This is a genomic window from Streptomyces sp. NPDC093252 (genome assembly GCF_040683675.1).
Lineage (GTDB): Bacteria > Actinomycetota > Actinomycetes > Streptomycetales > Streptomycetaceae > Streptomyces.
Window position 1 is genome coordinate 583448 of record NZ_JBFBEM010000002.1, and the last position, 13133, is coordinate 596580.

The 13133-nt window shown below is 74.6% G+C and carries 8 protein-coding genes; 3 read left to right on the forward strand and 5 right to left on the reverse strand.

Going from position 1 to position 13133, the window contains the following annotated elements:
• Positions 1-95 precede the first annotated feature (95 nt).
• The 3 genes from AB0O01_RS05680 to AB0O01_RS05690 all read left to right on the forward strand — a co-directional run bounded on the left by AB0O01_RS05680 (position 96) and on the right by AB0O01_RS05690 (position 7379).
• On the forward strand, positions 96-3359 hold the full coding sequence (locus tag AB0O01_RS05680) for an ABC transporter permease (RefSeq protein ID WP_365311167.1): 3264 nt from the start codon (positions 96-98) through the stop codon (positions 3357-3359).
• 170 nt (positions 3360-3529) lie between these two features.
• Positions 3530-6232, forward strand: a complete 2703-nt coding sequence (locus AB0O01_RS05685) for an ABC transporter permease (RefSeq protein ID WP_365311168.1) — start codon at positions 3530-3532, stop codon at positions 6230-6232.
• 172 nt (positions 6233-6404) lie between these two features.
• Positions 6405-7379, forward strand: coding sequence for an ABC transporter ATP-binding protein (locus tag AB0O01_RS05690; RefSeq protein ID WP_365311169.1), 975 nt, complete (start codon positions 6405-6407; stop codon positions 7377-7379).
• A gap of 69 nt (positions 7380-7448) precedes the next feature.
• On the opposite strand, the gene AB0O01_RS05695 is transcribed toward AB0O01_RS05690, so the two are convergent.
• The 5 genes from AB0O01_RS05695 to AB0O01_RS05715 form a co-directional block, all read right to left on the reverse strand.
• Positions 7449-8243, reverse strand: a complete 795-nt coding sequence (locus AB0O01_RS05695) for a hypothetical protein (RefSeq protein ID WP_365311170.1) — start codon at positions 8241-8243, stop codon at positions 7449-7451.
• Positions 8240-8650: a thioesterase family protein gene (locus AB0O01_RS05700; RefSeq protein ID WP_365311172.1), complete on the reverse strand. Its 411-nt coding sequence runs from the start codon at positions 8648-8650 to the stop codon at positions 8240-8242. The genes AB0O01_RS05695 and AB0O01_RS05700 overlap by 4 nt, the downstream gene beginning before the upstream one ends.
• Before the next feature lie 6 nt (positions 8651-8656).
• Entirely contained in the window at positions 8657-10321 is a 1665-nt protein-coding gene (gene ettA, locus AB0O01_RS05705; protein WP_365311173.1) for an energy-dependent translational throttle protein EttA, read from the reverse strand.
• 218 nt (positions 10322-10539) lie between these two features.
• Entirely contained in the window at positions 10540-11961 is a 1422-nt protein-coding gene (locus tag AB0O01_RS05710; protein ID WP_365311261.1) for a Cys-Gln thioester bond-forming surface protein, read from the reverse strand.
• A gap of 328 nt (positions 11962-12289) precedes the next feature.
• A complete protein-coding gene (locus AB0O01_RS05715) occupies positions 12290-12853 on the reverse strand; it encodes a single-stranded DNA-binding protein (RefSeq protein WP_365311174.1) in 564 nt (187 codons plus the stop codon).
• Between the last annotated feature and the right edge of the window lie 280 nt (positions 12854-13133).

A 13133-nucleotide genomic window follows, 5' to 3' on the forward strand; every position in this document is an offset into this window, starting at 1 on the left:
ACAATCCGGTCAAGCCCCGACTCCCGGCGGTTACCCCGCGCGCATCCCCTCTGACAACATCACCGGGATTCGGCAGTTCACAGGGGGGCTACGGGGTGGGGTTCACGGGGGCCGTCAGATTCGTGCTGCGGCGGGGGCGGGCGCATCGGCTGCTGCTCGCCGCCGCGCTGCTCACCGTCGTCCTGACCACGGCCGTGCTCGCCACGCTCGCCGCCTACTCCGGCGCCATCGGCGACGCCGCCCTGCGGCACTCCCTGCGCGAGGACCGCAACGCCGCCGACGCGGCACTGATCGTCAAGGCCACCGTCCCCGCCGACCAGCGCGGGGCCGCCGACCGCACCGTACGGGACGCGGCCCGGCGCACCTTCGACGGGCTGCCGGTGACCGTGCGCACCTTCCAGCGGTCCGGGCCCTACGCACTGCCCGCCTCCGTGCGCGCCGAGGGGGCCGCCGGGCCGGGGGACGAGCCCGATCTGACCCACTTCGCCGCGATCGACGCCGATCTCGTGGCCGTCGTCTCCGGGCGGCTGCCCAGCCGGATCGAGGGCTCCTCCGACGGGACCGTCGAAGCCGCCGTGCCGCAGGCCGCCGCCGAGTTGCTCGGGCTGGAAGCCGGTGCCACCCTCACCCTCACCGACCGGCTCAAGGGGCCCGATGTCGCCGTCCTGATCACCGGCGTCTACCGGCCCGCCTCCCCCACCGCCCCCTACTGGCAGCTCGACGAGCTTCAGGGGCGGGGCGTCAAGCAGGGGGGATTCACCACGTACGGGCCGCTGCTCGCCGACGGGCGGGCGGTCGCGGCGCTCAGCGCCGGGCAGTCGGGGTGGCTGGCCGCCGCCGACTTCTCCGCCCTCACCGCCGAACGGATCGACGCGCTGCGGGCCGGTGCGGTCAGCGGGCCCGCCGGGCTCGGCGGCAAGGCCGAACTGAGCGGCACCACCGCCGCCACCACCCAACTCCCCGCCGTCCTCGACCGGATCGAACGCTCCCTCCTGGTCTCCCGGTCCACCCTGCTGATCGTCGCGCTCCAGCTCGTGCTGCTCGCCGGGTGCGCGCTGCTGCTGGTGGCCAGGCTGCTCAGCGCCGAACGCGGCGGTGAGACCCGGCTGTTGCGCGCCCGCGGCGGCTCCCGCGCCCGGATCGCCCTGCACGCGGCCCTGGAGTCGCTGGTCCTGGCCCTGCCCGCGCTGCTGCTCGCCCCGCTGCTCGCCGGGCCGCTCACCAGGCTGCTGGCCGGGCAGGGCGCGCTGGACCGGATCGGGCTGCGGCTGGAGGTGACCGGCGCCGGGGATCCGGGGGTGTGGCTGGTCGCGGGCGGCGCCGCGCTGGGGTGCGCGCTCGCCGTCACCCTGCCCGCGCTCGCCTCCGCCGGGTTCCGCGCCGGACGGGCCCGCGCCCTGCCCGGCGCGGTACGGGCGGGCGCCGACCTGGGGCTGCTCGCGGTGGCCGCCGTCGCGTACTGGCAGTTGTCCGGGCAGGATTCCGGGGTCGTCGCCACCGACTCGGCCACCGACTCGTCCGGTTCCCTGGGGGTCGATCCGCTGCTCGTCGCCGCGCCCGCGCTGGCGCTGCTCGCCGGGACCGTGCTCACCCTGCGGCTGCTGCCGCCGATGGCCCGGCTCGCCGAGCGGCGCGCCACCTCCGGGCGGGGGGTCGCGGCGGCGCTCGCGGGCTGGCAGCTCAGCCGGCGTCCGATGCGCGGCGCCGGGCCGGTGCTGCTGCTGGTGCTGGCCATCGGGCTCGGCATGCTGGCCATCGGGCAGGGTGCCTCGTGGGAGCGCTCACAGGACGACCAGGCCGACTTCCAGGCGGGCGCCCCGGTACGGGTCCTGGGCGCCGGTGAGGCCGAACCCGGCCGCGCCCTCGCCTACGCCGCCCTGCCCGGCGTCGACTCCGTCGCCCCCGGCACCCGCGCCGAGCAGTCCCTGTCCGGCGGCCGGACCGCGACCGTCCTCGCCCTGGACACCGGGGCCGCCGCCGGTTCCCTGCTGCTGCGCCCCGACCTCTCCCCCGTACCCGCCCGCCCCCTCCTCGCGCCCCTCGCCCCGAAGGACCGGCCGACCGGTGCCGCGCTCCCCGAGGGCTCCACCGCGCTCCGGCTCACCGCCTCCCTCAGCGGCGCCGAGTCCGGCACCAGCACCGATGTCCTGGTCACCGTCCTGGACGCGAGCGGCGTCCCGTACGACATCCGGGCCGGGACCCTGCCCGCCGACGGGCGCCCGCACGTCCTCACCGCCGATCTGACCGGCGCGGTCGGCGCGCTCCGCCTGACCACCGTCGAATGGGCCGTCGGCCAGCCCATCGGACGGCCCGACCAGCACCGGTTCGCTGTACGGGATCTGGCCGTCACCGCCGCCGACGGGACCCGGCGGCCGGTGCCGCTGCCCGAGCGCTGGCGGGCCCAGACCGAGGACGCCATCGACGACCCCTCCGACGACAGACTCCCCACCAGGGCCCAACTGGTCCCCGGCGCCGCGCCGACCGCCGCCTACAGCACCGGGTATCTCTACGACGAGTTCACCCGCGCGCCGCTGGTCACCGTGCGGCTCCAGGTCGCGCAGCCCGAGCCGCCCGCACTGCGCGCCGTCGCCACCGGCCGCTATCTGGAGTCCACCGGCGCCCGCGTCGGACAGCCCGTGGACATCGCCCTGGGCGGCCAGACCCTCCGGGTCACCATCGTCCGGACGGTGTCCGCGCTGCCCACCACCCCCGAGGACAGCGACGGCGGCGGCCTCCTGGTCGATCTGCGCGCCGTCAACCAGCAGCTCCAGGCCCGGTACGGGGCCGCCCTGATGCCCACCGAATGGTGGCTCGGCACCGCCGCGCCCGCCGCCGTCGCCGACGCCCTGCGCGACCGGCCCGCCCTCGATCCCTCGCAGGTCGTCGTGCGGGACGAGATCGCCGCCGGGCTGCGCGACGACCCGTTCGGCGCCGGGCCCGAGGCGGCGTTCACCGCGGCGGCGGGGGTGGCGGCGGCGCTGGCCGCGGTGGGGTTCGCGGTGAGCGCGGCCGGGTCGCTGCGGGAGCGGGACGCCGAGTTCGCGGTACTGCGGGCGCTGGGCGCGCCCCGGCGCCGACTGGCCCGCACCATCGCCGCCGAGCAGGGGGTTCTGGTGGGGCTCGCGCTGCTGGTGGGGACGGTGCTGGGGATCGTTCTGACCCGGACGGTGCTGCCGTTGATCGTCCTGACCTCCCGCGCCACCCGGCCGGTCCCGGACGTCCTGGTCCAGCTTCCGCCGGGCCGGGTCGCCGTCCTGCTCGCCGCCGTGGCGCTCGCGCCGCTGCTGGTGACGGCGGCACTCGCGCTGCGGCGCACGGATCCGGTGGCGGCACTGCGGGAACAGGGGGGCGGGGAGTGAAGGGCTTGGGGTGGGGCCGGGGGTCCCATAAGGGGGCGAATTCCCTTACGGGGTCGGGATCGGGGTCGGGGTCGGGATTGGGATCGGGGTCGGGGTCGGGGTCGGGATCGGGGTCCAGGGGCGGTGAGGAGTCCGGGGGTCGTCCGGGGACGCGCGTCGCCGCGCCCTGGGTGCGGACCCGGCTGCGGGCCGCGCCCGGCGCCGCCTGGGCGCTCGCGGTGCTGGTGCTGCTGGTCGCGGGGCTCGCGGCGGCCTTCCCCCGCGCCCTGGACCGCTACCAGGACGACGGGCTGCGCGAGGCCGTCGCCGGGGCCGGGGGCGACCGGTCCACCGTCCAGATCTACGCGCCCGACCCGGACTCCGCCCTGCCGCCCGCCCAACGGGAGGCGGCGCTGCGGCCCGGCACCCTGGGCGGGCAGTACGCGCAGGTCGTGGCCGCCGCCGAGGCCCCCTTCGTCCCCGACCCGGGACAATCCGCGTACGGGGTGCGGACCACCGTGCCGCTGGAGGTGCCCGAGCCGTGGATCCCGCGGCCGAGCGGGCTGCCCGCCAAGGTCGTGCTGGCCGCGCAGAGCGGGCTGGCCGACCACGCCGACCTGACGGCGGGGCGGCTGCCCCGGGTCACCGGGTCGCCGGTGACCGCCGGGACCCCGGAGGTGGAGGCCGCCGTCAGCGCCGGGACCGCGAAGGAACTGAACATCCGGCCCGGCGCCGTCATCCATGTCCCGGGCGCCGGACGCGACCCGCTCGCCGTCCGGATCACCGGCGTCTTCGCGCCCCGCGCCACCGAGGGCGCCTACTGGTCGACGGACCCGCTGCTGCACACCCCGACCCGGATGCGTGTCCCCGACGACCCCGAGGGCAGCACCTACTGGGTCGGCGCCCTGCACCTCGCCCCCGAGGCCGCCCCGGTCACCCTCGGCACCGCCGGACTCCCCACCCGCTACTGGAACCTCGCGCCCACCGTCTCCCGGCTGCACGCCCACGACCTGCCCCGACTGCGCTCCGCCGTCGCCGCCCTGGAGTCCGGCCCGGGGCTCAGCGCGGCCCGCAACGCCACCGACCACCGCACCCAGGCGGTGACCGAACTCGATCACCTCCTGAACGGCTACGACCGGCTGCGCTCCGGCCTCGCCCCCCTGACCGCCGTCGCCGCCGTCGGCACCGGCACGGTCGCCGTCGTCGTCCTGCTGATGGCGGGCGGTCTCGCCGCCGACCGGCGCCGCGCCGAACTCGCCCTGCTGCGCGCCCGGGGCGCCGCCCTGCGCGGACTCGCCGGGCGGCTGCTCGGGGAGACGGCCGTCGTCGCCCTGCCCGCCGGGGCCCTCGCCCTGGGCGCCGTGCTGCTGCTGATCCCGGCGGGCCGCACCGCGCCCGCGCTGCTCGCCGCCCTCGCCGCCACCGCCGTCGCCGCCCTCGCCCTGCCGCTGCGGGCCGCCGCCGCCCACCGCCGCGTCCGCGTCCACGACACCCGTGCCGACCTCACCGCGCTCCGCCCCTCCCGGCGCCGCACGGTCGCCGAGCTGACCCTGGTCGCGCTCGCCGCCGGGGCGGTGGTCACCCTGCGCCAGCGGGGCGGGGACGGCGACGGCGGCGGACTGGCCTCGGCGGCGCCCGTGCTGGTCGCGGTGATCGCCGCGCTCGTCCTGGTCCGGCTGTATCCGCTGCCGCTGCGGCTGCTGGCCCGGCCCGCCGCCCAACTGCGCGGCCTGCTCGGGCATCTCGCGCTGGCCCGCGCCGGACGCGGCTCCGCCTCCGCCGTCCTGCCGCTGCTCGCCCTGTCCGTTGCCCTGACCACCGCCGCGTTCGGGGGTTCGGTGGTGGCCGGGGTGCAGGAGGCCCGGGACCGGGCGGCGCTGCTCGCCATCGGCGCCGACGCCCGCGTCGAGGCGACCGTACCCCTGCCCGGCGGGCTGGCCGACCGGATCCGCGAGGCCCCCGGGGTGACCTCCACGACCGTGCTGAGCGTCGACTACCAGGCCCGCCCGCACGCCGCCACCCAGTCGGTGCCCTTCGCCGCCGTGGACGTCCCCGCCTACGCCGCGCTCGCCGACCGGACCCGGCTCGGCGCCTTCGGCGCGGACGCGATACGCCGCCCGGCCGCCGCCCGCGACCCGCTGCCCGCCCTGGCCTCGCCGGTCGTCGCCGAGATGTACGGCACCCGGCCCTTCCCGGTGCGGCTCGGCGACGGCGGCATCGTCGACGTCCGGATCGCGCTGGTCCGCGACAGCACCCCGGCCGTCTCCGGCACCGAGTTCCTCGTCGTGGACCGCGCCGGGCTGGACGCCGCCGCCGCCCGGCCGACGGCGGTCCTGGTGACTGGCGCCGGGGTCGACGGGGACGCGCTGCGCGCCGCCGCCCGGGGCGGCCCCGCCCATGTCCAGCTCCGCGCCGAGGAACGGGACCGGTTCGTCGACTCCCCCCTCCAGTCCGGTGTCGAACGCCTCTACACCGTCGCCGTGCTCTCCGGCGCCGGGCTCGCCGCCCTCGCCCTGCTGCTGGCGCTGGTGCGCGCCGCCCCCGAACGCGCCGCGCTGCTGGCCCGGCTGCGCACCATGGGCCTGACCCGCGCCGAGGGACGTCGGCTGCTGGTCCTGGAGTCCTTGCCGCAGGCCGCGCTGGCGGCGCTCGGCGGGGTCCTCACCGGCTGGGCGACCATCCAGGTCCTCGCCCCCGGCCTGGACCTGACCTCCCTCGCCCTGCCCGCGAACGAGGTGGTCACGGCTGCGCCCGAGCTGCGCGCCGACCCCGTGTCCCTGGCCGCACCGGCCATCGGCGTCCTGCTCCTGACCCTCGCCGTCGCGGCGTCCCAGGCGTGGTGGACGGCCCGGCGGGGGGCGGTACGGGAGCTGCGGGCGGGGGGTGGGGGGTGAGCGCGGAGACCCCTGTCCCCACGGCAACGGAAGCACGCCCTCGTCCAACGGAAGCACGCCCCCGGGCAACGGAAACGACGGAGACCGCCCTCACCGTCCCCGCCGCCCCCACCGTCCCTGCCGCCCCTACCGCGCTCACTGCCCTCACCCCGCTCACCGCCCTCGGAGCCCCATGACCACCGAACAACGACAACCCACCCTCACGGACCTCGCGGCCCGCGTCACCGCCGCCCGGGGCGCCCCCGCGTTCGGCCACGACGCCCTGATCGCCTGTGACCGGCTGGTCCGGATCTTCACCACCGACGGGGTGGAGGTACAGGCCCTCCAGGGGCTCGACCTGCTGGTCCGCAAGGGCGAGCTGATGGCCCTGGTGGGCGCCTCCGGCAGCGGCAAGTCCACCCTGATGAACATCCTCGCCGGGCTGGACACCCCCACCGCCGGGGCCGCACGGGTCTCCGGCCGCGATCTGCTGGCCATGACCGCCAAGGACCGGCTCGCCTACCGCCGGGAGGTCGTCGGCTTCGTCTGGCAGCAGACCGCCCGCAATCTGCTCCCCTATCTGACCGCCGCCCAGAACGTCACCCTGCCCATGCAGCTCTCCGGCACCCGCACGCGCCGCCGCGACCGGACCGAACGGGCCCTGCGTCTGCTGGAGCTGCTCCGGGTCGCCGACTGCCGGGACCGGCGCCCGCACCAGATGTCCGGCGGCCAGCAGCAGCGCTGCGCCATCGCCGTCGCCCTCGCCAACGACCCCGATGTGCTGCTCGCCGACGAACCCACCGGCGAACTCGACTCCCACACCGCCGAGCAGGTCTTCGGCGCCTTCCGCGACGCCAATGAGCAGCTCGGCACGACCATCGTGATCGTCACCCACGACCAGGCCGTGGCCACCGAGGTGCGCCGCACGGTCGCCATCCGGGACGGGCGGACCTCCACCGAGGTGCTGCGGCGCAGCGAGATCGACGCGGCGACCGGGCAGGAGACGGTCGTGGCCCGCGAGTACGCGATGCTCGACCGGGCCGGGCGCCTCCAGCTCCCCGCCGACTACACCACCGCCCTCGGGATGCGCGACCGGGTGGCCCTGGAACTGGAGCAGGACCACATCGCCGTCCGGCCGGACGACAGCGGAGGGGAGCGGGGGGACTGAGGGGGGGTGAGGGGGGTGTGAGGGGGCTGACGAGGCCGAGGGGATCCGTGCACCCCCGGCCGGGGAGTGTCAGCGGACGCTGAGGCCGAAGGTGCCCGGGGTCGCACCCACCCGGCGTACCGCCACCGAGCCGTACGCGGTGCGCAGCCGCAGCCAGGTGCCGGAGGCGAAGAGGGCGATGTCGCCGGAGGCGGGCCCTCCGGGTGCTCGGAGTGCTCCGGAGGCGTCGGGCACTCCGGGTGCTCCGGGTACTCCAGGTACTCCAGGTACTCCGGGTACACCAGGCGCTCCCGGTGCTCCCGGTGCTCCGGGGCGCAGGAAGCCGAGGGACTGGGCGGCGTGCACCGCGCGGACCGGGAGCCCGGTGTCGCCGACGGTGCGGGACCAGATCTCCCGGCCCATCCGGTCGAGTTCGGCCCGGATCCGCCGCTCCGGGGCGAGTTCCTGGGTGCGTGCCTTGAACTCGGCGACCGCCGCCCGCACCAGGGCGAACAGCGCCTCCGGCCCCGGCAGTCCGGGTTCGGGACGCCAGCCGCCGCGCGGGGGGAGGACCCCGGCCCAGGGCGGGCCGGTGACGGACCGCGGCACGGTAGCCGTGGCCGCCGTCTCGTCCACGGACTCCAGCAGCTCCCCCGCGGACACCGTCACGTCCAGGGTGCTGTTCAGCCCGTTCTCATACGGTTTGGCCAGCCGGACCGCGCGGATCGCCAGCACCTCGAAGGAGGGCGGGCGGCCGAAGACGGCGAGGGTGGTGCCGGCCGACTGGACGCGGACCGCGGCGGAGCGGTCGTAGTGGAGCAGCCGGGAGAGGAAGGCCGCGAGATCCGCCGCCTCCCCCTCGTCGGCGAGATGGAGCACCGTCATGCGGCGACGGCCTCCTCCTCGTCGTCCCGGTAGCCCTCCAGGAACTCGCGTTCCTCGGTGGTGATCCGGCGCGGGCGCCCCGCCTCGAAGTCGTAGGGGACGATGACCGTCGAGGCGCGGACGTAGAGCACGTCCCCGTCCTTCACCTCGTAGGTGAGGGTGAAGGACGCGGCGCGGATCTGGGTGACCCACAGCTCGATGTCCACCGGGGAGTGGCGGTGGACGAGCTGGCGTTTGTAGTCGATCTCGTGGCGGGCCACCACCGACCCCTGCTGGAAGTCCTTGTCCGGGCGGAACAGGAAGTCGATACGGGCCTCCTCCAGATAGCGGAGGAAGACCACGTTGTTGACGTGGCCGTACGCGTCCATGTCCGCCCAGCGCAGGGGGCAGCGGTAGAGGTGCCGCAAGATCGATCAGCCCCGGGTCAGCTTCTTGTAGGTGGCGCGGTGCGGGCGGGCCGCGTCCGCGCCGAGCCGCTCGACCTTGTTCTTCTCGTACGACTCGAAGTTGCCCTCGAACCAGAACCACTTGGACTCGCCCTCGTAGGCGAGGATGTGGGTGGCGACGCGGTCCAGGAACCAGCGGTCGTGGGAGACGACCACGGCGCAGCCCGGGAATTCCAGGAGCGCGTTCTCCAGCGAGGAGAGCGTCTCCACGTCGAGGTCGTTGGTGGGCTCGTCGAGGAGCAGCAGGTTGCCGCCCTGCTTGAGGGTGAGCGCGAGGTTGAGGCGGTTGCGCTCGCCGCCGGAGAGGACCCCGGCCGCCTTCTGCTGGTCCGGGCCCTTGAAGCCGAACGCCGAGACATAGGCGCGGGACGGCATCTCGACCTGGCCGACGTTGATGTAGTCCAGCTCGTCCGAGACCACGGCCCACAGGGACTTCTTGGGGTCGATGTTCTCGCGGCTCTGGTCGACGTAGGAGATCTTGACCGTGTCGCCGACCTTGATGGTGCCGGAGTCGGGCTGCTCGAAGCCCTGGATCATCTTGAACAGCGTGGTCTTGCCGGCGCCGTTCGGGCCGATGACGCCGACGATGCCGTTGCGCGGGAGGGTGAAGGAGAGGTCGTCGATGAGGACCTTGTCGCCGAACGCCTTGCTGAGGTGCTCGACCTCGACCACGACATTGCCCAGGCGCGGGCCCGGCGGGATCTGGATCTCCTCGAAGTCCAGCTTCCGCATCTTGTCGGCCTCGGCGGCCATCTCCTCGTAGCGGGCGAGGCGGGCCTTGGACTTGGCCTGGCGGCCCTTGGCGTTGGAGCGGACCCACTCCAGCTCGTCCTTGAGGCGCTTCTGCCGCTTGGCGTCCTTCTGGCCCTCGACCTTGAGGCGGGACGCCTTGGTCTCCAGGTACTTGGAGTAGTTGCCCTCGTAGCCGTGCAGCCGGCCGCGGTCGACCTCGCAGATCCAGCCCGCCACGTTGTCCAGGAAGTACCGGTCGTGGGTGACGGCGACGATGGTGCCCTTGTACTTGGCCAGGTGCTGCTCCAGCCAGTTCACGGACTCGGCGTCGAGGTGGTTCGTGGGCTCGTCGAGGAGCAGCAGGTCGGGCGCCTCCAGGAGCAGCTTGCACAGCGCGACCCGGCGGCGCTCACCACCGGAGAGGGTGGTGACGGGCCAGTCGCCGGGCGGGCAGCCCAGCGCGTCCATGGCCTGTTCGAGCTGGGCGTCCAGGTCCCATGCCTCGGCGTGGTCCAGCTCCTCCTGGAGCTTGCCCATCTCCTCCATCAGGGCGTCGGTGTACTCGGTCGCCATCTGCTCGGCGATCTCGTTGAACCGGTCCAGCTTGCCCTTGATCTCGGCGACACCCTCCTGGACGTTCTCCAGGACGGTCTTGTCCTCGGTCAGGGGCGGCTCCTGGAGGAGGATGCCGACGGTGTACCCGGGGGTGAGGAACGCGTCGCCGTTCGAGGGCTGCTCCAGCCCCGCCATGATCTTCAGGACGGTCGACTTCCCGGCGCCGTTCGGGCCGACGACGCCGATCTTGGCACCTGGAAGGAAGCTCTGGGTGACGTCGTCGAGGATCACCTTGTCGCCGTGCGCTTTGCGCGCCTTGCGCATGGTGTAAATGTACTCAGCCAAGAGAAACCGTCCGGCAGCTTGAAATCTGGCAGTGGGCAGATACACCCCATCTTGCCCGACGGCGACCCCCTGACGAAAACCCGTTCCGGCGAGCGTCGCTGACCTGGGGGTTTCGGGCGGGTACGAGGGGGGTGAGGGCGAGGGGGTCGCGGGGGCGGGGGCGGGGATCGAGGGGGGCAGTCCTGGCGGGCGGGGGTCAGTCCTGGTGGGTCGGGGGGTCAGTCCTGGTGGGCGGGCTTCTTCTCGCGGTCGCGGAGCACGATCAGGGCCGTGCCGCCGATCACGACCAGGCCGATCGCGAGGCCGCCGATCAGCGGGGCGGCGCCGGAGGAGCCGGTCGCGGCGAGGTTCAGCTCCTCGGAGGTGCCGCCGACGGTGGCCGGGCTGGGCTCGCTGAGGATCTGGGTGTTCGGGCCGCCGGTGTCGGTGCTCCGGGTCAGGCAGTCCAGGACACCGCTGAAGCGCCGCTCCAGGCCACCGGGGCCGGTGATCGTGAAGTCGTACGCCTGGTCCTCCAGGAGCGGGACGGTCACGGTGCGGGTGGCGCCCGCCGGGATGGTGTGCTCGACGCCGAGGAGTTCGAAGGTGAAGGGCTCCGCGCCCGCGTTGGCGCCGGTGATGTCGACTCCGCCCGCCGCGCAGTTCTCCCGCGCGGACAGGGCCGGTACGGGGCCGCTCTGCGCCCAGGTCGCGGCGGCGCCGGCGGTGACCGAGGACTCGCTGGACCCGGCGAGGATCTGGGTCTGGCTGCGGCTCTCGGAGGCGAAGGCGCGGCCCACCGGGACGGTCGTCGAGGCGTGCACGGTCAGCTCCGCCGTGCCGTCCGGGGCGTCGGCGGGGACGTCGAAGTAGAGCCGGGCGCCGTCGGCGGCGGTGGTGACGGGCTCGCCCTCCTCGTCGACGATCCGCACCCCGGAGGTGGCGGCGTCGGCGGGCGGGGACACCGTCACGCTCCCGGCGTTCGTCCGGACCGTGACCGGGCCAAGCAGCGCGCCCGGCGGCCCGGAGACGGCGGGCGGCTCCAGGGTGAGGGAGGCGCTGGGCTCGGCGGTGGAGCGGGCGCTCTTCTCCAGGTGGTCGGCGAGCCGCTCGGCCTGCGGGTCGAGCGCCTCGACCGCCACGCCCCGCGCTCCGCCCGACTTCTCGGAGTACCGCCAGATCGCCACCTGGGTGCCGGCCGCCGCGTCCTGCTCGGTGAAGCCGGAGCCGGAGCGGATGCCCGCTCTGCGGGCGAGTTCCGCGAGATCGTTGACCTGGGGGTAGGAGTTCTGGAGGATCCAGCGGATCTTCCCGGCGTCCTTGTTGGCGCCGAGCGAGGTGCCGCTCCAGGGGGTCTCGTGGTACTTGGCGTCCTTCTGCGTCGGGTTGAGCAGATCGACGCAGTAGGTCTGGAGCATGCCGCCGCCCTCGACGGACATCTCGAACAGCCCGGCGGAGATCCGGTGGTCGCCGTCCTCGTCGTGGATGACCGCGTCGCCGTACGTCTTGAGCGCGCCCACCGTGGCGACCGCGCCGCCCTGGCCCGGCGCCGGTGTCCCGTCCGCGGCGGCCGGACCGGCGGCGGTGAGCACGCCGACGGCCACGACCCCGCCCACCAGCGCGGCAGCGGCGGCCCGGCGGACCGGACCGCGTCCCCGCACGGTGGACAGGAGCGGCACGCAGAACGAAGAAAACACGGAACTCCCCTTCGAGCAGGACCCATTGATGTGGGGGGTGTGGTCCCACCAGCAGCATCAGCAGCCCCTGGAGCTTTGTTCGGCATCCTAAGGACGAGAACGAACCGCGCTTCCCAGTGATCTCCACGGGCAACCGATCCGAATCGGAATCGTTATCGCCGGGGCGGGTTTCGAACTGGGCTTATCGACAAATCCCCAGGGGGAGGATGAGGGTGATTCGTGATTCCTGGGTGTATTCGCCGATAAGCCGTGATGGGTTTGAGTACGGCTTGAGTACGGCGTGGAGGGGGCGTTACGTCGTCACGGGGACGGGGACGGGGGTGGAGTCGGGCGCGCTCTGGTGGTCGGCCTCGCCCCTGGTCTCTCCGCTTGCCTCCTCGCTGGGGTCGTCGCTGGGGTCGTCGTTGGGCTTCTGGTTGGCCGGGGGTGTCTCCCATTCCGGGTCGGGGCGGGACGGGTCCGGGGTGGGGGTGGTGGCGGCCGTGGTGGGCGGTTCCGGGCGGGTCGCGCGGCGGAACGCGGAGGTGCCGCGGGCCAGATCATGGCCGATCGCCGTCGCGTCGATGTCCGCGGAGGTCCGGCTCTGCCCCTCGCGGACATCGCTGCGCACCTTCAGCCGGCCCTGCACGATCACCGGGTCACCCACCCCCAGCGACGCGGCCACGTTGGTGGCGAGCTGGCGATTGGCCCACACCGTGAAGAAGTTGGTGTGTCCGTCGGCCCAGGTCTTCTTCTCCCGGTCGAAGTACCGCGAGGTCACGGCCAGCCGGAACCGGGCCGACGGTCCGGCCGCCAGCTCCCGGTAGACCGGCTGCGTCGCCACGTTCCCCACCGTGCACACCTGCGTCTCGTTCATGGTCCTCGTCCCTTTCCCTGCCGGGTACGCCGAAGGGTCCGTCCCGTACGGCGGTGGCTGTGCCGGGCGTTCGCCGTCGGGGCGAGCGCCGTGTGACCAGACTGCCGCCGCGGGCCGACATCCGCCGGGGGCTGTGGACGGCTCCGGGGCCTGTGGAAAACCTCGCCACTCGAAGGGGGAGTTCCGTTTCGACGGGCACGCAGCCGCTGGGAAGAGATCGGTCAGCCGGCGATTCCGGCGCGGTCGCGGTGGCCGTGGGCGTGGGCGTACTCGACGATCG